20 protein-coding genes and 1 pseudogene are annotated in these 21,725 nt (G+C 52.7%); 7 read left to right on the top strand and 14 right to left on the bottom strand.

Features of this window, described 5'->3' with window-relative positions; genetic code table 11:
* The first annotated feature begins 63 nt into the window (after window positions 1-63).
* Window positions 64-1,044 carry a LacI family DNA-binding transcriptional regulator gene (locus SK35_RS18140; protein WP_003831159.1) on the top strand — a complete coding sequence of 327 codons (981 nt, stop codon included), beginning with the start codon at window positions 64-66 and terminating at the stop codon, window positions 1,042-1,044.
* A 3-nt stretch (window positions 1,045-1,047) separates the two neighbouring features.
* Here the strand turns inward: SK35_RS18140 and SK35_RS18135 are convergent, their stop codons facing one another.
* From SK35_RS18135 to SK35_RS18120, 4 genes are all read right to left on the bottom strand, one after another.
* On the bottom strand, window positions 1,048-2,292 hold the full coding sequence (locus SK35_RS18135; protein ID WP_048214737.1) for a mechanosensitive ion channel family protein: 1,245 nt from the start codon (window positions 2,290-2,292) through the stop codon (window positions 1,048-1,050).
* A gap of 65 nt (window positions 2,293-2,357) precedes the next feature.
* Window positions 2,358-3,011 (bottom strand): oxygen-insensitive NAD(P)H nitroreductase, encoded by a 654-nt coding sequence (gene nfsB, locus SK35_RS18130; RefSeq protein WP_048214736.1) that lies wholly within the window; start codon window positions 3,009-3,011, stop codon window positions 2,358-2,360.
* 119 nt (window positions 3,012-3,130) lie between these two features.
* Window positions 3,131-3,499, bottom strand: a complete 369-nt coding sequence (locus SK35_RS18125; protein WP_048214735.1) for an MmcQ/YjbR family DNA-binding protein — start codon at window positions 3,497-3,499, stop codon at window positions 3,131-3,133.
* The gene (locus SK35_RS18120) at window positions 3,499-4,080 is read right to left on the bottom strand and encodes a TetR/AcrR family transcriptional regulator (RefSeq protein WP_048214734.1); all 582 of its coding nucleotides are present in this window, start codon (window positions 4,078-4,080) and stop codon (window positions 3,499-3,501) included. Before SK35_RS18120 ends, SK35_RS18125 begins: the two co-directional genes overlap by 1 nt.
* Window positions 4,081-4,270: 190 nt before the next feature.
* Here SK35_RS18120 and SK35_RS18115 point away from each other — a divergent pair, with 190 nt between their 5' ends.
* Together SK35_RS18115 and SK35_RS18110 are read left to right on the top strand one after the other, a co-directional pair.
* A complete protein-coding gene (locus SK35_RS18115) occupies window positions 4,271-5,383 on the top strand; it encodes an MBL fold metallo-hydrolase (RefSeq protein WP_048214733.1) in 1,113 nt (370 codons plus the stop codon).
* A gap of 17 nt (window positions 5,384-5,400) precedes the next feature.
* Window positions 5,401-5,742, top strand: a complete 342-nt coding sequence (locus tag SK35_RS18110) for a RamA family antibiotic efflux transcriptional regulator (protein ID WP_003021996.1) — start codon at window positions 5,401-5,403, stop codon at window positions 5,740-5,742.
* Window positions 5,743-5,763: 21 nt separating this feature from the next.
* Here the strand turns inward: SK35_RS18110 and SK35_RS18105 are convergent, their stop codons facing one another.
* Together SK35_RS18105 and SK35_RS18100 are read right to left on the bottom strand one after the other, a co-directional pair.
* Window positions 5,764-6,012, bottom strand: coding sequence for a DUF1158 family protein (locus SK35_RS18105; protein ID WP_048214732.1), 249 nt, complete (start codon window positions 6,010-6,012; stop codon window positions 5,764-5,766).
* Window positions 6,013-6,078: 66 nt separating this feature from the next.
* A complete protein-coding gene (locus SK35_RS18100; protein ID WP_048214731.1) occupies window positions 6,079-7,197 on the bottom strand; it encodes a YbdK family carboxylate-amine ligase in 1,119 nt (372 codons plus the stop codon).
* Between the two features lie 142 nt (window positions 7,198-7,339).
* Between SK35_RS18100 and SK35_RS26920 the strand changes: the two are divergent.
* Window positions 7,340-8,029: pseudogene (locus tag SK35_RS26920) on the top strand (GNAT family N-acetyltransferase); the annotation flags it as partial.
* Window positions 8,021-9,037 (top strand): alpha/beta hydrolase, encoded by a 1,017-nt coding sequence (locus tag SK35_RS26915; protein ID WP_326929074.1) that lies wholly within the window; start codon window positions 8,021-8,023, stop codon window positions 9,035-9,037. The pseudogene SK35_RS26920 and the gene SK35_RS26915, both read left to right, overlap by 9 nt.
* A gap of 51 nt (window positions 9,038-9,088) precedes the next feature.
* Here the strand turns inward: SK35_RS26915 and SK35_RS18090 are convergent, their stop codons facing one another.
* Genes SK35_RS18090 through SK35_RS18075 form a run of 4 tightly spaced genes read right to left on the bottom strand, consistent with a single transcriptional unit; the run spans window position 9,089 to window position 13,854 of the window.
* Window positions 9,089-10,597 (bottom strand): FGGY family carbohydrate kinase, encoded by a 1,509-nt coding sequence (locus SK35_RS18090; protein WP_048214730.1) that lies wholly within the window; start codon window positions 10,595-10,597, stop codon window positions 9,089-9,091.
* Window positions 10,598-10,629: 32 nt separating this feature from the next.
* Window positions 10,630-12,048: an L-fucose/L-arabinose isomerase family protein gene (locus tag SK35_RS18085; protein WP_032942637.1), complete on the bottom strand. Its 1,419-nt coding sequence runs from the start codon at window positions 12,046-12,048 to the stop codon at window positions 10,630-10,632.
* Window positions 12,049-12,074: 26 nt separating this feature from the next.
* Window positions 12,075-13,031, bottom strand: coding sequence for a transketolase family protein (locus tag SK35_RS18080; protein WP_048214729.1), 957 nt, complete (start codon window positions 13,029-13,031; stop codon window positions 12,075-12,077).
* Window positions 13,024-13,854: a transketolase gene (locus SK35_RS18075; RefSeq protein ID WP_032942640.1), complete on the bottom strand. Its 831-nt coding sequence runs from the start codon at window positions 13,852-13,854 to the stop codon at window positions 13,024-13,026. The genes SK35_RS18080 and SK35_RS18075 overlap by 8 nt, the downstream gene beginning before the upstream one ends.
* A gap of 316 nt (window positions 13,855-14,170) precedes the next feature.
* On the opposite strand from SK35_RS18075, the gene SK35_RS18070 reads away from it, so the two are divergent.
* Window positions 14,171-15,121 carry a sugar-binding transcriptional regulator gene (locus SK35_RS18070; RefSeq protein WP_048214728.1) on the top strand — a complete coding sequence of 317 codons (951 nt, stop codon included), beginning with the start codon at window positions 14,171-14,173 and terminating at the stop codon, window positions 15,119-15,121.
* Window positions 15,122-15,170: 49 nt separating this feature from the next.
* Here the strand turns inward: SK35_RS18070 and SK35_RS18065 are convergent, their stop codons facing one another.
* Window positions 15,171-16,643 carry an apiosidase-like domain-containing protein gene (locus SK35_RS18065; RefSeq protein WP_048214727.1) on the bottom strand — a complete coding sequence of 491 codons (1,473 nt, stop codon included), beginning with the start codon at window positions 16,641-16,643 and terminating at the stop codon, window positions 15,171-15,173.
* 404 nt (window positions 16,644-17,047) lie between these two features.
* Between SK35_RS18065 and SK35_RS18060 the strand changes: the two genes are divergently transcribed.
* On the top strand, window positions 17,048-18,394 hold the full coding sequence (locus SK35_RS18060; protein ID WP_048214726.1) for a glycoside-pentoside-hexuronide (GPH):cation symporter: 1,347 nt from the start codon (window positions 17,048-17,050) through the stop codon (window positions 18,392-18,394).
* Between the two features lie 97 nt (window positions 18,395-18,491).
* Here SK35_RS18060 and SK35_RS18055 read toward each other — a convergent pair whose 3' ends face one another.
* The 3 genes from SK35_RS18055 to SK35_RS18045 are packed head-to-tail and all read right to left on the bottom strand — an operon-like array spanning window position 18,492 to window position 21,716.
* On the bottom strand, window positions 18,492-19,580 hold the full coding sequence (locus SK35_RS18055) for an ABC transporter permease (RefSeq protein WP_048214725.1): 1,089 nt from the start codon (window positions 19,578-19,580) through the stop codon (window positions 18,492-18,494).
* A gap of 1 nt (window position 19,581) precedes the next feature.
* Window positions 19,582-21,108 carry a sugar ABC transporter ATP-binding protein gene (locus SK35_RS18050; RefSeq protein WP_187426960.1) on the bottom strand — a complete coding sequence of 509 codons (1,527 nt, stop codon included), beginning with the start codon at window positions 21,106-21,108 and terminating at the stop codon, window positions 19,582-19,584.
* Window positions 21,108-21,716: a DUF2291 family protein gene (locus SK35_RS18045; RefSeq protein WP_048214724.1), complete on the bottom strand. Its 609-nt coding sequence runs from the start codon at window positions 21,714-21,716 to the stop codon at window positions 21,108-21,110. The genes SK35_RS18050 and SK35_RS18045 overlap by 1 nt, the downstream gene beginning before the upstream one ends.
* Window positions 21,717-21,725 lie beyond the last annotated feature (9 nt).

Here is a 21,725-nt window from a genome sequence, read left to right as displayed (position 1 = left end):
CGCCAGTCGGCGATTTTATGGTAGCCTCAACGCAAAGCGTAAACCGCAGGATGTGTCGTCGTTATGTCTATTCAAAAAATCGCCCAGCTTGCCGGTGTGTCGGTGGCGACGGTATCGCGTGTGCTGAATCACAGTGATACCGTCAAAGCCAAAAATCGCGAGCGCGTGCTACAGGCTATTAAAGAAAGCAATTATCAGCCCAACCTGCTGGCGCGTCAGCTGCGTACGGCACGTAGTTCGATGATTCTGGTGATGGTTTCCAACATTGCCAACCCTTTTTGTGCAGAGGTTGTTAAAGGCATTGAAGAGGAGGCGGAGAAGAATGGCTATCGCATTTTGCTGTGTAACTCCGGCTCGGATACAGCCCGCTCAAAATCGGCGTTGAAGCTCCTGTCGGGGAAAATTGTTGATGGCATTATCACCATGGATGCATTCTCAAAATTACCGGAACTGACTACGCTGATTGGCGATGCGCCCTGGGTTCAGTGCGCGGAATATGCTGACAAAGGCGCGGTTTCCTGCGTGGGGATTAACGATGTTGACGCCGCACAGTCGGTGATATCTCACCTGGTGGATAAGGGCTACCGACGAATTGCCTTAATCAATCATGACCTGAGTTATAAATATGCTCGTTTGCGCGAACGCGGCTATAAAGCGGCGCTGCATGCGCTGTCGCTTGAATATCAGGCTGTGGAATATGCCAGTGAATTAAGTTCCAGTGCAGGAATTGCGGCGATGAAAACACTACTTGCCGCAGAGGTGAAACCCGACGCGGTGTTTGCTGTATCGGACACGCTAGCCGCTGGTGCGATGCGCGCAATTTTCGATGCCGGATTACAGATCCCGCAGGATATCGCCGTTGTTGGTTTCGACGGTACGGAACTGGCAGAAATGGTTTCTCCACAGCTTTCGACCATTGAGCAGCCCTCACGGGATATAGGCCGCAAAGCGGTAGGATTATTGCTGAATAAAATAGAAAATCCTGACGCGCAGACGGAAAGGGTGATGATGGACTGGCGCTATATTTCACGCGCCAGTACCTGAGCTTTATCGCTGAAACGCGCCAGACAGAGCACGAATATCATTTCCGGTAGGCGACTGATGAATGCGCAAGCCAAACTCTTCAACTATGGCAAATATATGGTCGAAGATATCAGCCTGAATACTTTCATATTCCAGCCAGACCACCGTATTGGTAAAGGCATAAATTTCAATCGGTAAACCATGATCGTCTGGCGCAAGTTGGCGCACCATTAACGTCATATCTTTGCGAATACGCGGATGATGACGCAAATACTCGTTCAGATAAGCGCGGAAGGTGCCAATATTGGTCATCCGGCGGTGATTCAATACCGATTCAGGCGCATCTAACTGCTGATTCCACTCGCTGATTTCCTGGTGACGTGTGGTTAAATACGGTTTCAGCAGGTGGGCTTTATGCAGCCGCTGACGCTCATCCTCATCAAGAAAATGGATGCTGGTGGCATCAATGCTGATGCTGCGTTTAATTCTCCGACCGCCTGAAGCCGACATTCCGCTCCAGTTTTTAAAAGAGTCTGATACCAGTGACCAGGTGGGGATAGTGGTGATAGTGTTATCCCAGTTGCGCACTTTGACGGTGGTTAAGCCAATATCGATAACAGCACCATCTGCACCGTATTTCGGCATTTCCAGCCAGTCGCCAAGCTTTAACATATCGTTGGCGGAGAGCTGTATTCCGGCCACCAGACCGAGAATAGGGTCTTTAAACACCAGCATTAACACGGCGGCCATTGCACCCAAACCGCTTATCAGTATTGCCGGTGACTGGCCAATCAGCAGGGAAATCATCAATATTCCGACGAGGATTGCGCTGATTAGCTTGATGCCCTGAAATATGCCTTTTAGCGGCAGTTGCGACGCAGCAGGGAGTTTTTGCGACAGATTGAGAATAACGTCCAGCAGAGAAAACAGTGACAGCAGGGCGTACATCATGATCCACAGCTGTGCGCAGTTCACTAATATTTCTGCGGCTTCGCTGCCTTTCTGTAGCCAGAGTGCGGCCTGTATATTGACAATGATACCCTGCAGGGTGAATGCCAGCCGGTGAAATAACTTGTTCTGCGTGATGATTTGTAGCCACAGGCGGGAGCTGGCGTTGGCGCGCTTTTCAAATGCGCGTAATACCACCCAGTGCAAAATAACGTGAACAATAATGGCGGTGATAAAAATAATGCCAAAAATCATCACCAGCGAGGTGGTGTGATTTATTTCAATGCCGAGTTCTTCTACCTGAGATATCAATTCCTGCATAATGTCTCCTTAATAAACAGCGGTCTATGATGACCGCTGTGCGGAGCTTATGCAAATGCGGAGGATTAGACTTCCGTCAGCGTCGTTTCCAGAGGCAGACGAGATTTCGGCAGCGCGGCGTTGAAATCTTCTACGCTGTGATGACCCACAGGAACCACCACTACGCTGGTGAAACCTTTTTCTTTCAGGCCAAATTCTGCATCCATGACTGCTGAATCAAAGCCTTCGATAGGCACAGCATCCAGGCCCATCGCCGCAACGCCCAGCAGGAAGTTACCGACGTTCAGGTACACCTGTTTTGCCATCCAGTGGTTGTCATCTTTCAGTTCTTTGCGATGCATGTCGGCAAAGAAGGTGCGGCCTTTGTGGTTTGCGGCTTTCGCTTCAGGCGTGGCGAAACGACCATCGCTTTCTTCTTGATCCACCACGCGTTCCAGCCACGCATCGTCCATCGCCGTTTTGGCGCAGAACACCACGACGTGGGAAGCATCCAGCATTTTACGTTCGTTGAATACAAAGCCGCCAGCTGCGGATTTAGCCACACGCGCCTTACCTTCGTCAGTGCTGGCGACAATAAAGTGCCATGGCTGAGAGTTGGTGCTGGACGGGCTATACTGCAGCAGCGTTTTTAATTTTTCGGCCTGCTCAGCGGTCAGTTTTTTATTCGGATCAAATGCCTTAGTGGAGTAACGTTTTAAGGCGACAGAAACAATATCCATAACTACTCCTGGTGATTTTCCATACCCTGCGGGTGCGTTTTGTTTCAGCAGGGTACAGGGTTAGCAGGAAAAAGATAAGACAGGAAAATGCAAAAACACTTATCGGGGTTAGCGATAAATCAACCTGGACGCAGGCATTTTTGATCCCGCTTCGGCAAGCCATCGACGACGCGGTGCCAGGAATCATTCACCAGCTCTGCCAGTAATGACTCGGTAATATCGTCACCAGGATAGACTGAGATCCAGTGCTTTTTATTCATGTGATAACCGGGTTCAATGCTGGGGTAGATCTGTTGATTTAACAGTGATTTTTGCGGATCGGATTTCAGGTTAACCAGCGGGCGTCCGTGATGTTCAAACACCAGCATGAAAATCTTGCCGCCGACCTTGAACACGTCGTATTCCGGGCCAAAAGGCCAGCAGTGCTCGGTGAAAGGCAGTTCTAGCGCAAGGCGCTTTGCGCAGGCATGCAGTGTCTTTCCGTCCATTATTTTTCCTCGCGAGTCAGGGCGCGCCACATGGCTTCAAACCCCAGCGAAATGTATTCAGCCGCGCGGGCAGGATTGCGGGCAGCGAATTCCATGGTTGTTTCTGCAAGTGTTAAAAAAAGCCCGTCGCCAAAGGCGCGATACTCGTCCGACATAAACTCGGGTCGCACGGAGCGATGGCAAAGATCGCGCAGTTCCGGGAACATATCGTCAGCCTTCTGTTCTGTTTCTTTACTGATTTTCTCGCTGACGGCCAACTGGCGAATGGTGCGATGTCCGCAGGTATGATTCAGACCCCAGCTAATGTAGCTATTCCAGATGTAGTGAGTCATGGTTTTGGCATCGGTCACTGAGCGATCCAGATTTGCCATCATCGACTGGCAGAGATCGTGTTTTAAAAAGAGGTAAAGTTCGTTGATCAAATCATCTTTGGTCGCGAAATAGCGAAACAACGTTCCCTCCGCAACCCCTGCATTGCGCGCGATTACGGCGGTAGAGGCCGCAACACCTGATTGTGCAAATGCTGTGGTTGCAGCTTCCAGTAATGCCAATTTTTTGTCTTCACTCTTCGGACGAGCCACTACACTTTACCCTTAAGTCTGTAAAAAACATGATTGAATCACGGCCTTTGCAGCACCGCAACGGCGAATGTCAAAGATTGAAAATCATCTTGACGACGAACTTTCGATTTCTATAATGAGTGCTTACTCACTCATAATCAAGAGTCAGTCGCGCAAACCAGCGGAAAGGGGGCGCGTTTAAGGTCAGGATATGAAGCGTCTCACAGTTTGTGTGGTTGTTATTATGCTTATTGCTGCAGCTGCAAGTTTACCGTTTGTACTCAATGCCGGGTTTGGTCAGGCGCCGCAAGGGGCACAACTGAGTCAGGTTGAACAGTCACCGCACTATCGTGATGGACAGTTTCATAACCAGGTGCAGACACCGGGCTATACCGGCAACAAAGGCATGCTGGCGGCCTGGTGGGAGTTTCTGGTCGCTAAGCGTGAAAATGCACGACCAGCACAACCGTTACCTATGGTCGCGACCGATCTCGCCGGGCTTTCGCCGCAGCAGGATACCCTGGTCTGGCTGGGCCATTCTTCGTGGTATTTACAGCTGGCGGGTCAACGAATCCTGATTGATCCGGTGTTCAGCAATTATGCCGCACCGTTTTCGTTCCTGAACAAGGCCTTTGCCGGTGATTATCCATGGACTGCGCAGACGATGCCGGAGATAGACCTGCTCATCATCTCGCACGATCACTATGACCATCTGGATCTCGCCACTATCAAGGCGCTAATGCCGAAAATTAAGCGGGTGATTACGCCGCTCGGCGTCGGGTCGCATCTGCGTTACTGGGGGATGCGCAGCGAGATAATCGAAGAACGGGACTGGAATCAGTCCGTCAGAGTGACGGATTCGCTGATCGTTCATGTGCTGCCTGCTCGTCATTTCTCGGGACGCGGTATCAAACGCAACCAAACGCTATGGGCGAGCTTCATGTTCGAAACGCCGGAGCAGAACGTTTATTACAGCGGCGATTCCGGCTATGGACCGCATTTTAAAGCCATCGGCGAGCAGTTTGGCTCTGTCGATTTGGCGATTATGGAGAACGGTCAGTATGACCAGGACTGGAAGTTCATTCACATGATGCCGGAAGAGACGGCTCAGGCCGCGGCAGATCTGCATGCGAAAGCCGTGTTGCCAGGGCATGCCGGCCGTTTCGTTCTGGCGAAACATACCTGGGATGATCCTTACAAACGACTGGCGCTTGCCAGCCGTCATCAGGATTACCGACTGCTGACGCCAATGCTGGGTGAACCGGTAATACTGTCCGAACCGGACCAACCGTTTACGGCCTGGTGGCAACAGGTGACACAATGAATACAGGGGAGAGCATGATGACGATTTCTGCTCAGGTAATTGATACGATTGTTGAATGGATTGATGATAATTTGAATCAGCCATTGCGCATTGATGATATTGCACGCCATGCGGGATATTCCAAATGGCACCTGCAGCGTCTTTTTATGCAGTACAAAGGCGAAAGTCTTGGGCGTTACATCCGCGAGCGCAAGCTGCTGCTGGCGGCGCGCGATCTACGCGATACCGACCAGAAAGTGTACGACATCTGTTTGAAATACGGATTCGATTCGCAGCAGACCTTTACGCGTATTTTCACCCGTACGTTCAGCCAGCCGCCGGGAGCTTATCGCAAAGAAAATCATAGCCGAACGCATTAACGGCAACGGGTTCTCGCGGGCCTAATCCGCCAGCGAGAACCAGCGCCGCCAGATAAAACGCAGCAGCAAATATTCAAGCACGCCCAGCAGTAAAAACCACAGACAAAACAGCAAAGTATAAAACTGGTTGAGATCCATCAGATGAAAAATGGCGACGAGTTTTTGTGCCAGCACCAGGCCAAGTGAGGGGGCGGGTAGCAGCAGGCAAGACAAAAAAGCCAGTAGCAGGATCCCTGCGACAGTCATCAGTGATTCAAGCGGGTGTTTCATGACATTGTTAAACTTGAGTTAAAAAGCTATTGTCCGGGATCTCTGCGGACAACGCAAATCCCACGCTTACAACCCCGCCCAAATCTCACAATGCTTTTTCACCAGACCACTCAACGATCCCCCTTCCGCCACGAAATCACGCATATTCTGCGCTTCGTCATGACCATGTTTAACCTGTAGGCGTAAGGCTTCAATCGCGCTGGTCGCACCCACTTTATCCGCAGAGGCGGCAACATTCTCCAGTAGCCGTAGCGTGTCATCCACCAGGCGATGCCCATCGCCCGTATTCACGTCGGTGACGATTCCCGCCATACCAAAGCGACAGGCCTGAAAACGATTGAATTTATACAACAGGTAATCACGCTCCTGGTGTTTGAACGGGCGTTTGGTGAGTAACCAGTGGGCGGTAGCCTGAATAAGTCCTGCCATATTGACCGCATGATCAAGGGTCAGCGGTGTATCCATTACCCGAACCTCTACCGTGCCAAAGTGCGGGCTGGGGCGGATATCCCAGTGTAAATCTTTAATGCTATCAATCATGCTGGTGTAAGCCAGTCGACGGAATAGCCCCTCGAATTCCTGCCAGTTATTCACCCATGGCATCGGGCCATTATCGGGAAATCCGGAGAATATATTCAGTCGCGCGCAGGCAAACCGCGTGTCGGAGGTCTGCATATAAGGTGAGGCGGCCGAGAGCGCAATAAAATGGGGAACAAATCGCGACAGGCCATGTAGCAGGTAAATTGCATCGTCGCCGTTTGCGCAGCCGATATGCACATGCTGGCCAAACACCGTCGCCTGCTGGATAAGATAGCCAAAATTTTCCAGGTTGCGCCGATAGCGTTCGTCATCGCAGACTTCCTGACGCTGCCATTTTTGAAATGGATGTGTGCCACCGCCACAAATGGCGAGGTGATGCTCTGCAGCAACTCGCATAATTATCTGCTGCATAGCGGACAATTCAGCATCAGCCTGGTCGATATTGCGGCAAACTCCGGTCGCCATCTCCAGCATACTTTCGGTGATATCGTGCTTCACTTCTCCGGCGGTGAGCTGCGGTTTTACGGCATCAATCAGCCGGGAGGAGTCCTGACTCAGGTCGTAACCTGGCGGATTGACCACCTGCATTTCCAGTTCAATGCCTAACGTAAAAGGGTCGGAAACATGAAAATCGGGTAGTGGCATAAGGCTCTCTTCCGCGTTGATTTTTAATTAGTATAGAAGGACTGCTGATTTTCTGTTCGTCGTCAAAATCACCCTTGTGACGCTTTGAAGGTGTAATGGCCGGTGTTATAACTATTTTTTACTTCGCTACTGGGGTTGAATCGTGCCGGAAATAAATCTTTATGGGCAGACCGTCGGCGATGTCGTGCCGGACTGGAATGGCGCTGCCGTACTGCCACGGGAAACGCTGATAGGGCAATATTGTCGACTGGTTCCCCTGGATGCCGACAGCCATGCCGCCGATCTGTTTGATGCCTACGCGCAGGCGCCGGACGATCGCGACTGGACCTGGCTTGCAAGCTCTCGCCCCACAAGCGTCGAGGCCGCAGCTTGCTGGGTGCAGGGGAAAGTTACTGATGCATCTCTGGTTCCCTATGCCGTCATTGAACAGCGTTCAGGACGAGCTGTCGGACTGGTGTGCTTTATGGCGATTGAACGAGAGCACGGTTCGGTCGAAATTGGTCATGTGACCTGGTCACCGCGTATGAAAAATACGGTTCTCGGCACCGAAAGCATCTGGCTGCTGTTACGCCAGGCATTTGCGTTGGGCTATCGTCGCGTGGAGTGGAAATGCGATTCTCTGAACACCGCTTCTCGACGGGCAGCGGAACGCCTTGGGTTTATCTTCGAAGGTCGCTTTCGCCAGAAGATTGTGCGCAAGGGGCGTAATCGCGACAGCGACTGGTTATCAATGATTGATAGCGAATGGCCCCAGTGTGACGCCGTGTTACAGCGCTGGTTGGCAGCAGAGAACTTTGATGAAAACGGACGGCAACGCCAGTCGATGGCAGAGTGCTTTTCCTGTGAGACTGCCAACGCTGAGACTGTGCAGACGCAACAGCAATGTTATCAACAGCGCTGGCAACAGGAACACGGCTCGCTGACGCAAACACCTCCCGCGCTTCTGGCTGATTTTCTCGCAGCACAACCTCGCAATCCCAACCTTTGCTACGACACGCTCAGCTCAAGAGCAGGGTTAGCAGCACTGACAAAAGCAAATGTGTCCACCTCAGAACCGATGGCGGCGATTATCAATACGGAAGTGGATACCGGAGAGCGTCGCATCCCGGTACGGATTTATCGCCCGGCACTGACCGGAGAGCCGAAGGTGGTGGTGTTTATCCATGGCGGTGGGCATCTGAGCGGTTCGGTGGAAGTGTATGACCCGGTTGCCCGTCATCTGGCGATGGCGACAGGGAATATCGTTGTGTCGGTTGATTATCGACTTGCGCCAGAAAACCCGTATCCGGCTGGTCTTTCCGATGCTAAAGCCGTAATAGAAAACGTCTGGTCGCTGCTCGAAAGTCAGCATATTCCTTACACTCGCCAACTCACGCTTATCGGCGACAGCGGTGGCGGTGCATTTAGTGCGACGCTGGCGGCCTACTTTTCCCGCGAGCAGCCAGGATTTATTCATCGCCTGGTGCTGATTTATCCGAGCCTGGACTACACGCTGAACTGGCCATCGGTGCAGGAGAATGGTACAGGAAAGCTACTGGATGAAAGCAAAATACGCTGGTATTTTCAGCAATATTTCCGCAATGAAGAAGATCGTAAACAGACGTCTCCGCTTTACCTGCCGTTGAGCCAGGATTTTCCACCCACTCTGGTATTCAGTGGTGGGCTGGATCCGTTGCGGGATGAAGATTTTGCTTTTGTCGCCAGACTGCAAGCTGAGAGGATACCCGTACAGCATGTTCACTTTCCTGGGATGACGCATGCTTATCTAATGCTGGAGGACAAAGTCCCGCAGGAAGCTAAAGCCACCTATCTGGCGATTGGTGAGTTTGTTCGCGATTAGCGCCCGCACTCAGTCGTGGCTGCGGGCGGATTTATCATGATTGCTGACTCGCTAAGGTGTTTGCCAGCGCGTACGCTCAACGGCGCTTTGCCACTCGTGCCAGCGTTTTTGCAATCGACCGTGACGCTCTGCGTTTGGCTGAAATGATATGTGGTCGGGCAAAAAATGGCGTAGCTGAGCGGTTTCTGTACCGAGCAGCGCCTTGCGTGCCAGCAGCCCGGCGCCAATGGCTGAAAGCTCGGGAATGTCGCTGCGCATAACCGGGCAACCCAGCAGATCGGACTGGTACTGCATCAGCCAATCATTTTTTGTCGGCCCGCCATCAACCATCAGCGCGCTGAGGCTGAAACCGCTGTGCTGGTGCATCGCTTGCACCACATCGGCAATTTGATAGGTAATAGACTCCAGCGCGGCGCGCACCAGATGCGCGCGTTTCACGCCGCGGCTGAGGCCATGAATTAACCCCCGGGCGCTTTCATCCCACCAGGGTGCGCCCAGCCCGGTAAGTGCCGGAACAAAATAGACGCCCAGCGTCGAGTCGACCGTGGCGGGCAGAGTATTGAGTTCATGTAACAGTTGCTCCTCCGGCAGTTCGCTTAAGCCGGTACTGTCGGCCATCCAGGCCACAGCATCGCCGGTATGGGGAATATTGCCTTCCAGACCATAGACCCGGGTATCGCCATCATGCCAGGCAATAGTTGTTGCCAGCGCATTCACCGCAGACTGCGTTGAAGATACCGGAGCCATCACCGATGAGCCGGTGCCATAGGTCGCTTTAACACAACCTTCAGCACCTAGCCCGTGGGCAAAGAGCGCGGCATGAGAATCGCCAATCATCGCCAGAATGGGGATCCCATCGGGGATGGTCGCCAGACCTTTCGTCACGCCAAAATGATGACTGGAAGGGCAAACTTCTGGCAGCGCCTGTTGCGGGATACCAAACAGCGCCAGCATCTCGCTATCCCATTGGCCGCTATGTAGATTGAGCAACTGCGTGCGCGAAGCGTTGGAGGCGTCACAACGAAACGCCGCACCGCCGGTAAGATTCCACAGTAACCAGCTATCGATAGTGCCGAGGCAAATTTCGCCTTGCTGCGCGAGCGCCATTCCGTTGGGGACGGACTCCAGAAGCCAGCGCATTTTAGAGGCGGAAAAGAGCGGGGCGACGGGCAATCCGGTGATGGATTTTATTTTCGCCTCATGACCTTGCTCGCGCAACGCCCGGCAAAAGTCAGCCGTGCGCGAGCATTGCCAGGTAATGGCGGGGCCGAGCGGACGCCCGCTTGCGCGATACCAGCCGATTGCCGTTTCTCGCTGATTACTGATCGCCAGCGCCGCCACCCGCTGCGTACCTACGGCGGCAACTGCTTGCGCCATTACAGCCAGAGAGGCCTCCAGCAGCGCGTCGCCGGACTGTTCAACCCAGCCTTCGCGAGGCGTGTGGATCGCCAGCGCGCGGGAGAACTTCGCGACCACATTTCCCCTACCGTCCAGCGCAACGGCTTTGGCATTGGTGGTGCCTTCATCAAGCGCAATAATAATGTCTTTCGTTGCTGACATCGTTTTCTCCAGCCTCTCTGTTTCCCTGAGTATTAGCGATGGAACAACGTATCCACCCCGAGATAGCGGGTGAAGGCTTCATGCAGCACCTCGGCGCTGGCGGAATGGTTCATTGCCACGTGATGTTCAAAACCGTTACGACAGATCCACGCCAGTAAATTCTCCAGATGCGGGACCTGGATTACTGCACGACAGCCAACCGTATCCAGCGGATCGTCTACCGATTGGCCTTCTCCGACGTACGCTTTGATTTCACCGGTTAAATCGTCGGTGCTCAGGCGGAAATAGGTCAGTGTGCCGCTTTTCATGCGTCCATGTACTGCACCGCAGGTGTTCTCTTTCCCAACGGTGGTACCGATGATGTCCGCTGTGCCCATTTTGGGGCTCTCCAGACTGGCTGATGCAAAGTTTCCGCAGTGAAAAAGCACACATTTATCACGATCGTCGCCGAAATTGTTATTCCAGTCGGCAATGGAAGCCGGGCTTAAATTACTGCTGGCGAGGGCGTACATTGACAGCGCACCCATCACATCCACTTCGCATGCGCTGGGCATTAACTGCCCGGACATCACGCTCATGATTGAGCATACGTTGATGCCTAAATTTTCCTGCAGCGAAGTCCAGCACTGGATCGCAGTGGTATCTATATCGTTAGCGATGACCCATTCGCTGATGACGACAAACAGTTTTGCCATTGTGACGAGTTTGTCGGCGGGAATGGCGCTGGCATCGGCGTTATCCAGCAGCAGACGACGTTTTTCATCCACACGGATATCGTCATCGCGCAGACATTTGATGCGGGTAAAGACTTCAGACAGATCCAGCGTTTCAACGGCGATACCCAGTCTTTCGAGTAATTTTTCGCTGTAGCGAACGGTATTGAATCCAGCCGGGCGAGCACCGATAGCGCCGACGCGTACGCCACGCATACTGCTGACAACACGGCAAATCTGTTCGAAACGTTTCAGATCTTGAGCAAAAACCTCACCGGCCAGATCGCAGACATGCTGGGTGGTGAGCGTAAATGGAATGCCGTACTGACGCAGGTTATTGCACAGGGAGATTTTTCCACAGAAGCTGTCACGGCGGGTGGCAAGCCCCATTTTATCAAGGTTATCTTCCTGCGCCTGAACCAGTACCGGGACATTCAGGCCAGACAGGCGCAGCGTTTCCGCTATTGCTTTTTCATCGCCAAAGTTCGGCAACAGCACGACCACGCCGTGAATGTCGTCGCGGTGAGCGCGGAAAAGTTCGGCGCACACTTTCGCATCCTGGCGGGTTTCTACCCCGCCGAGTTCCGTTTGCGTATCGTCGAGCATAATGGTTTTAATACCCAGTCGCGCAAAGAGCACGCTGGCTTGTTCGCGGGCTTCAGCAACCAGATAGCTTGGGAAAAATCCCCGATTGCCAATAATCACCGCCATGGTCAACTGTTGAGGAATTCGTGACATCGCTTTCTCCAGTAAGTGTTCTGTTGTTATTGTTTTATCGTGTGGTGCTGCAATAGCGCGGCGGCGTTTTTCACGACGCCAGCGGCGTCAATTTCGTGGCAGGCACGTGTTGCCGCGCGATCGGCCGCGATAGCATATTGACCATCGCCAATGCCGAGTCGGCGCAGCGGAATGGCACAGCCAGCTTCTGCCAGTACCTCGGCCACCAGGCTTCCCACGCCGCCATTAATGTTATGCTCTTCCACACTGACCACGGCCTTGCAGTGGGCTAAGGCCGCCAACAGTTGTTGGGTATTGCAGGGACGAATTGACGGTACACTGATTACGCTAGCATCAATACCCGCCTGTTCCAGCACTGTGGCAGCCTCGACAATTTCATGGACGGTTGAGCCCATCGCGACCAGCGCGACATCTTTTCCTTTCCGCAGAATATCGATATTACCCGGAGTGAACTGGTAATTTTCGTCGTGCAGTTCCGGTAAGGCTTTTCCGTCGAGGCGAACATAAACCGGGCCGACGTGGCTTAAGGCATAGTCGATAATCTGCCGGCATTCCACTGGGCAGGACGGGGCGTAAATTTCAATATTGCCAAAACCGCGCAGAACGGAAATGTCATCAATACTGTGATGTGTGCTGGCGAGGGGGCCGTAGCTGGCGCCCGCGTTCAGGCCGATCAGCTTCACGTTGGTGTTGTTGTAGCAAATGTCGACTTTGATTTGCTCATTGGCCCGCGAAATAAGGAACGGTGCAGCGTTACAGGTGACGGCGATTTTGCCCCCCAGCGCCAGGCCGGCGGCGGTGCCAACCAGCGTCTGTTCGGCGATACCCACGTTGACCAGACGACCGGGAAATTCCTTCATAAACGGGGCGATTTTCGCCGTAGACGTTGAGTCAGCAACGACGGGTACAACGTCCATTCCGCGCTCGACCGCGGCAATTAAGGTATTCACCATCACGGTGGCGAGGTGTTCACTATTACGCATCTTTCAGTTCCTCCAGCGCCAGTTCAACTTCTTCCCCTTTTGGCACGCGGTGGTGCCATTCCGGGCGGCCTTGAATAAAGGAGATCCCGGCCCCTTTGGTGGTGTGGGCAATGACGACGTGCGGTTTACCTTCCGGGGTTAACCCTTCCAGCGTGCGCACCACATCACTCATATCATTACCGCGGCACTCTGTGACCTGCATACCGAAGGCGCGCCATTTCTCATCCAGTGGATCGGTGTTCATGATCTCTTTGGTTGCGCCGGCAAGTTGGAGGTTATTTTTGTCGTTGATGATAATCAGGTTATCCAGCTTGTAGTGGGCGGCGACCAGTGCGGCTTCCCAGTTGCTTCCTTCTGCCAGTTCACCATCACCGGTAACGACAAACACCCGGCGCTTGCTGTTGTTACGTTTAGCTGCCAGCGCAATGCCCACGGCGACCGGCAGACCGTGACCGAGCGCTCCGGTATTCAGTTCGATCCCTGGCGTTTTGTGTTTCACCGGATGACCCGGCAGGTGTGAATCGGCGTGCTGATAGGTCGCCAGCCAGTCCACGGGAATAAAACCAGCCTCAGCCAGCACGCAGTAGTAACCGCCCACTGCATGACCTTTCGACTGGATGTAGATGTCGCGCTCATCGCTTGCTATAAGCTCTGGTGAGCAATTCAGGATGCGAAAATAGAGTGCTGTCAGCAGTTCGACCTGCGACAGATCAGCGCCGGTATGTCCCCCCGCCGGGCTTTCTGCATTCAACACGATAATGCGACGACGTACCGCACGTGCTTTCTTGACTAGCTCTGGTATTGAGAGCGAAAACGGATTCATAAGACACCTCTTGAATGTTTAATCCTTAGTGAATAAATATTCCATGTGGGTGCAGTAGTGCAACTGTCTCGCTATCCACTGCGTAATATGCAGCTAAAACAGTTGGTCGTTATCGGTTAGAATAAATATTCACTACTGATTTATTATTCATGATTAAAGATATGCCTTGTCTGAGGGTTTGTCTACGCCTTATAGCAGCAAATTTTGGCGAAAAGAGAAAAGGATCACACTAACGCGATAACCGGAAAGGCGCAGACGACTTGTTATCTATTCAGGTATGAATAAAAATAACAGGCAGTTTACCAGGGGGAATGTTATGTCAAAGCAGGATGAACAGCGGTTGCTGGTTAAGATTGCCACACTTTACTACGCCGAAAATAAAAAACAGTCTGAAATCGCCACGCTGCTGCATTTGTCGCAGTCCTTTGTCTCCCGTGCCTTGACGCGTTGTCAGAAAGAAGGGCTGGTGAAAATCACCGTCGTACAGCCGACTAATATCTTTGTCGAGCTGGAAAAAGCCATTGAAGAGCGGTTTGGTCTGCGCCAGGCGATTGTCGTGGATGTTGGCGACAACCCCAGTAGTACGCAAATTAAGCATGCCATTGGCAGTGCGGCGGCACATTACGTTGAAACTCGTCTGCGTGCCGAAGACCTGGTCGGTATTTCCTCCTGGAGTAGTACCATTCGCTGCATGGTTGATGAAATGCACCCGCAAAATATCCGGGCGGCAGGCGTGATCCAATTACTGGGTGGCGTGGGGCCAAACGGCAACGTGCAGGCCACGATTCTGACGCAACAGCTGGCGGCACACCTCGGCTGCCCGGCCTGGCTGTTGCCTTCGCAAAGTATTGAGCATTCGGTGGAAGAACGTTCTCGGCTGGTTAACAGCCCGGACGTGGCGGCGGTCGTCGAAAAATTTGCTGAAGTGGATGTGGCGATTGTCGGCATCGGGGAGCTGGAACCTTCTCAATTGCTGAAAAATTCAGGAAACTATTACAACGAAGAGATGCTGCGACTGCTGGCCGAACGCGGCGCGGTCGGGGATATCTGTCTGCATTATTACGACGCGGCGGGCAATCCGGTACTCAGCCATGAGGAAGACCCGGTTATCGGCATGGAGCTGGCGCAGATCCGCGACTGCAACCATGTGATAGCGTTGGCGGGCGGGGTAGAAAAACAGAATGCGATCCGTGGCGCGCTGCAGGGGAATTATATCGACGTACTGATCACCGACTACCCGACAGCGCGCAATCTGGTCAAAGGGTGACGCCGCGGTGAGTCAAGTTATCGCCAGCCCCTGGGGCTGGCTGTAGTTATCAGAGTTTTATTAAGCGTAGAGCAATCCATGGCTTAGCCGGTAGATCCAGCTTGTCACCGTGTTGAATAACCCCCGCAACCGGCGTTATCGTCATGGCCCAGGTATCAATGATATCGACCTTCCACGTCGTATTCTCCGGCAACATAGTCATCATCTTGTAGGCAGGGCAATGATCGCCAAAATAGAACAGTCCCCAGTTGCCCTCGCAGCTTATCCCCATCGATGTATCCCAGTGGCTGCCCCACGGGAGCGGCGCCAGGCGTTTGGCTTGTCCTTCCTCAAGGATGTTGCGCAAAAAAGCGATGCGCGGGATGCTTGTTCCTTTGAGCGTGCCGCCATGTGACCACCAAATAATCTCATCTTCATTCAGGTATGTTTCGCCGTGAGTGACATAGCCGCCGAGTATTACGCCATGCCAGAACAATGCAGTCATTTTTTCTCCGGTGATATTGCCCCAGCCGAGATCGACATTGCCTTCATAGCAGCATTCGTCAATGACAATGGGTTTGGCAAATGTCTGCCGCCATTCCGGGACAAAGTGCATATCGTGGTGCTGGATGCTGGCGTGGGTGAGCGCGGGATTGTGATGATCGTACCAGTGCGCATTTGAGCGGTAGTGGATCGGCGGGTTGTGCCAGTTATGAATGGAGATCATGTGCGAAGAGGGATCCTCGCGTTTGATTTGCGCTATGGCGGCATCCCAGAATGACATCGGTTTTTCTTTCAGCAGGTCGAACTCATTGGCCAGCGACCACCAAATATTTTTAAACGATGCGAGGCGTGCCACCACGTAGCGGAGATAGCGGCGATCGGTCTCCTGCGACATGGCGGAAAATCCCCAGCGGTCGTACGGATGAAAGAGGATCAAATCCACCTCAATATTCAGTTCATCCAGCTTTTGTATTTGACTCTCCAACTGGGCAAAAAAGGTGGTATCGAAGCGGGTAAAATCAAATCCCTGGTCGAGTGTACCCGGAAAGGGGAAGCGCATCGGTTCCTGCAGATTGTAGCGATAGTGTTTAGGAAATACGCACATGCGGATTTTATTGAACGGACTCGCCGCCAGCGATGCCAGCGTTTGTTGCTGTATATCGTCCGGTTGGTAGTTCCAGACGTAGGCCGTGGTGCCAAAAGGATAAAACGCGTTGCCATTGGCATAGCGGAAGTGCCCGTCGCCATCACGCTGTACCGGGCCGGTTAACTGTGTTTCAGGGACGCAGGTAAACGTTCCTTCGACAGGGGACTGCGAAGGAATATTTGAGCTGATGCGATAGTGCCAGACGCCGGGGATATCCGGCATAAAGCGCAGTATGAACTGACCGTTACCGTTGTAAAAGCCCCAAACCGTGCGGGATTCTTCGCCGCAGGTAAAGGTGGCTGATAGCTCGGTGTCGGTAAAATGGCGAGGATCGTCAACGTCCGTGACTTGATACTCAAACCGCCCCCACAGGGCAATACTTTGTTCGCTCATAGCACCTCTCTTTTGGAATATATATTCCATTGTGATTTTATATTCACGATGAGAGTAAGGGAGGTTACCGTTAACATTCCACTGTCAAGGCGAAAAAATGAGCATGCGATCACAAAAACGCCGCCATTTCTGCTGATTACTGTAAGATTTTTACTGTGAGACTGAAAGGAGTAAGCGTTATCTGAATGACGAGAGAAACGGCCAGCCAGCATAAACGTCTTGTTTATTAATAAGATGACATTTCGCCACTAGATGACGGCGCGCTTAGGAGCAAAAGAATGAGGTTAATTGTGATACTGGTAACAATGTCACGACTAACCACTTGCCAGCGCTAAATTCGTGGGCTTAACCTTTGCGTGAATAGTAATTCGATAATGAATATATATTCATAAAGAGGGTTTCTCATGAAGCAACAGCATAAATTGAGTATCAAAGAGAAGATCTGTTATGGGTTAGGTGATTCGTCAGCGAACATTTTTCTTGGGATGACGATGATGTTTTTGCCCTATTTTTATACCGATGTTTTAGGGATTTCGGCAGCGGCGATGGGGATATTGTTTATTGTTGCCCGTCTGGTTGATGCCTTCTATGATCCATTTATCGGTAATATCTCCGATCGCACGCGGACAAAGCACGGCTCGTATCGTCCTTTTTTGCTCTGGTTGGCGATCCCTTACGGTATTTCCTGTTTTTTAGTCTTTCTGGCGCCGGACTTTTCACCCACTGGAAAGCTAGTCTATGCAGTGATTACCTATCTATTTCTGATCCTGATGTATGCCTCCACGGTGGTGCCGTATGTGGCGTTGTTGACGACACTCACCGCCGATCCCATGGATCGTTTAAGCGCCAACTCTTGGCGTTTCCCACTGGCTAAAATGGCCTTTCTTATCTGCTCAATGGTAGTGCCGATTTTCGTCGCCTGGTATGGAGAAACCGATGAAGCACGCGCCTACATGATGGCGATGAGCTTTATTGCCGTGCTGGCCACGGCGTTTATGCTGCTCTGTTTCTGGGGAACAAAGGAGCGATATCAGGTTAGCGTGGAGACCGATAAAGTCCCGTTTACCAAACAACTGGGAATTATGCTGAAAGCGAAACCGGTTGTTGTTTTCTATCTGTTCAAAATTACCAGCTCCATTGCTTTTGTAATTAAAGGCAGTGTGACTATTTATTTTGTGAAGTATTTCCTGAATCGTGGGGATGGCTTTGTTTCTGGTCTGCTTTCGGCCACAGCGATTGCGGGGATCATTGCGCCGATGATTGCTATTCAACTGATTAAGCGCAACAAGCTCTCGAAATTAGGTACGCTGAAGGTGGCGCAACTGGGCGGTGGCGTGGCGGCATTATGTCTCTATTTCGTTAACCCTGAACAAATCTCACTGGCATGTGTTCTACTGGTGCTGTCGGTATTGATGGCTGAACTTGGCTCGATTACTGCCTGGGCGCTGCCTTCTGATTGTGCCGACTATTGTGAAGACAAATCCGGCGTCAGAATGTCTGGGGCTGTCGCTGCCGGTACGCTCTTTTCGATGAAGGTTGGTCTGGCACTGGCGGGTGGGATGGTTGGGCTAGTGCTCTCCCTTAGCGGTTACAAAGCGGGTGAGGCGGTGTCATCGGAAACGATGACGGCGATTATGTTCTTAATTGCCGGGATTCCTGCCATTTTCCATGCCATTAGTTTGGGGTTGCTGATGATGTTTAAACTGGATGATAAGGTTTCGGCAGGGCAGGCTGAAGCCGTCATGAAATAAAATTTCCCCACTGCCGGATGGCGGTGCATTATCAGGCCCATATGTCATACACGACCTACGCCTGATAAGCGCAGCGCCATCAGGCGTAATTTCAGGGCTACTGACTTTCCATCGCCGCCTTTTGCGCAACCACTGCGGCTTTTTGCTGCATCCGGTTTTGCATCTGGTCGATAATGACCGCGACAATAATCACGATGCCCTTAATCACCATTTGCCAGAATTCGCTGACGCCCATCATCACCAGACCATCGGCCAGAAAACCGATAACGAAAGCGCCAATTAACGTGCCTAAGATGGTGCCACGACCACCGGCCAGCGACGTACCACCTAGTACAACGGCGGCAATGGCGTTCATCTCAAATGCTGTACCGTTGGCCGGATGACTAGCGGAAAGTTGTGCTGAAACAACTATTCCGGCAATTGCAGCACATAGTCCGGACAGGGTGTACACCCAGATTTTTACCTGCCTCACTTTTACCCCGGACAGTTCAGCAGCGCGTTCGTTATCGCCGATGGCGTACACGTGGCGGCCAAAGGGCAGACGGCGGGCAACGTAGGCAATAACCAGCGCCAGCACAATCATCATCCAGATGGCCCACGGAATACCAAACAGAGTTCCCGCGCCAATTTCATCAAAACCGGTGTTACCCAACTGTGGATTGCCGGAAAGCCCGGGGAATGTTTGTCCGTCAGAGGTCAGCATCGCCGCGCCGCGCAATACGTACATGGTGCCCAGCGTACAAATAAAAGGTGCGACGTTATAGCGCGTAATAATCCAGCCATTTGCTGCGCCAATCAATCCGCCAATCAGCAGTACGACAGGTACAATCACCCAGACGCTGGGGAAGATAGCGATGCCAAACATGGGTAATACAATGCCTTTGGTGATCAGCCATCCGGCAATCATGCCGCACAGCCCAAGCGTAGCGCCAATCGAGAGATCAATGCCGGCAGTAATAATGACGAAAGTGATTCCCAACGCCAGAAACGCGTTAATGGCGATGTGCTTGATCATAATGACCATGCTGCCGCCAGAGAGGAAACCGGGGACGGTGAAGGCAAAAAATCCGACGATCAGAAATAGCGCAATAAAGGTACGTAATTTCAGGATCAGCAGCAGGATATTTTCCCGCGAGAAGGTGACGCCGGCTCGCGGTGCGACGACGGCAGATTGTAGTGTTTTCATGTCAGAACCCCTGAGCACTTGCGGTGACCAGCGCCGATTCTTCGGCACGATCGCGAGTAATATCGGCCGTGAGCTTGCCGCCAGACATCACCAGAATGCGGTCAGAGACCGCCATAATTTCTTTTAAATCCGAGGTGGAGAAGACAACGGCAATACCCTGTTGTGAAAGCTGTACCATCATGCGAAACACATCGGCCTTCGCGCCAACGTCAATGCCGCGTGTGGGCTCATCAAGGAACAGAATTTTGGGATTGGTAAGTAGGGAGCGACCAATCACCACTTTCTGCTGGTTACCCCCGCTCAGAGCCTGGATTTCAACATCCGGTGAGGACACTTTGATCGACAGATTACCAATTGTGCTGGCGACGACGGCCTCCTCATCTTTGCGGGCGATGGCAAAACCGCGCTGCAGGCGACGCCACAGGCTGGCAATAGTCAGATTGCTGGCAACCGAAGAAATGGGAAAAATGCCTGTGCGCTTGCGATCTTCCGGTACCAGACTCATTCCCATACGAATGCGGTCGGCGGTGGTTAAGCGCTGTGGAACTGGCTTGCTGTCGAGCCACAGTTTACCGAGGTAGTTGCGCTCAGTACCCAGCAAGCACTCGAACAATTCGGTTCGTCCGGCCCCCATCAGTCCATAGATACCGACAATTTCGCCCGCGTGGACGTTAAAGGTGACGTCGTTGACCACCGCATTGCCAGCGGCATTGACGCAGGTAATATGTTCCGCTTCGAGAACCGGCGCGCCGAACGTGCGGCCTGGCTCAAGAAAATTACTCACCGGGTCGCTGCCCAGCATTTCACGCACAATCCACGGCACATCGATATCGCTAACTCTGGCTTCGGCCTGGAATTTGCCATCGCGTAAAATGGTGATCACATCGCCAATCGCCATCAATTCTTCAAGTCGATGAGAGATGTAGATTATCGAAACGCCCTGGCGAGTCAGTTCGCGAATCACGCGAAACAGGATCTCGACTTCGGTTTTACTCAGCGCCGAGGTGGGTTCGTCGAGGATTAGAATGTCAGCGTCCTCCGCCAACGCTTTGGCGATTTCAACCAGCTGTTGCTGTCCAACTTTGAGATTGCCGACCAGATCGCGGGGTGAAATGGGCTGATCGAGTCGGGTTAGCAGCTCCGCAGTACGCTTCTCCTGCTCGGCCTCATCAATGGGGGTCATGCCTTTTTGGATCTCCCGGCCAAGGAAAATATTTTCCGCGACGGTGAGATTCTCAAACAGGTTAAGTTCCTGATGCACCATACCAATCCCGTGCGCCGCGGCGTCCCGGGTATTGGCGAAGCGAACAGGGTTGCCATTGAGCGTCATCTCGCCGCTGCTGGGCTGCTGAACACCGGCGAGGATCTTCATCAGCGTGGATTTCCCCGCACCGTTTTCGCCAATAATCACGTTGACCTTACCGCGCCACACCTGATAATCCACGCTGTCCAGCGCAATCGTGCCGGGAAATAGCATTGAGATGGCATGTGTGCGCAGGATGATGTCCTCTGCTGAGGAATTATTCATCAGTGTGCCTCCTGTTCCAGCGCTAACGCTGCCGCGTTTTCCGCTTTTCCTGCATTCAGCGTTACGGCGAACAGTACCGTGGCACGCTTCCCTTGCCAGCTTTCGTCCACTGCGGGCAAGTGTTTTACCGCTTCGCGGTTATACGCCCGGGAAAGCTGGGCAAACTGAACCTGGTTAGTGAAGTCTTCAAACTTAAAACCACTCGCATCGCGAATGGCATTGCCGCGCATCACCGGGCCTATTTGGATGGTGACAGGGGCGTCATTGACTCTCATCATAATGCTTTTCTCGCGCGCATTGGTGGTGTCGACGTTCTCAATCTGACTGGTCAGGCGCACAAATACGCTCTCGGCGGTGGGTGAGGGCGTCTTCAGGCGTGCGCTCAGCGCTGACGCATCCAGAGCGTGTTGCTTTGCCGTATCCAGGACGCGGGATTGCCAGGTTTGTTGCGCGATCTGCTCGGGTGTTTGATTGTCGAAACTGGCTTTGGCCTGTGGGTCGGCCGGGATGATGGGGTTGCCGTTTTCGTCGAGGTCAACTACCGTGCAGGCCGTCAGCAACAGGGTGGCGCACCCAACCAGTGCAGCACCCCATTGTGTTAACGACATAGTGCCTCC

Source organism: Citrobacter sp. MGH105 (assembly GCF_001037485.2).
Classification (GTDB): Bacteria; Pseudomonadota; Gammaproteobacteria; order Enterobacterales; family Enterobacteriaceae; genus Citrobacter; species Citrobacter portucalensis.
Note: the sequence above shows the minus strand (reverse complement) of the source record. Positions and strands in the feature narration are given on the sequence as shown.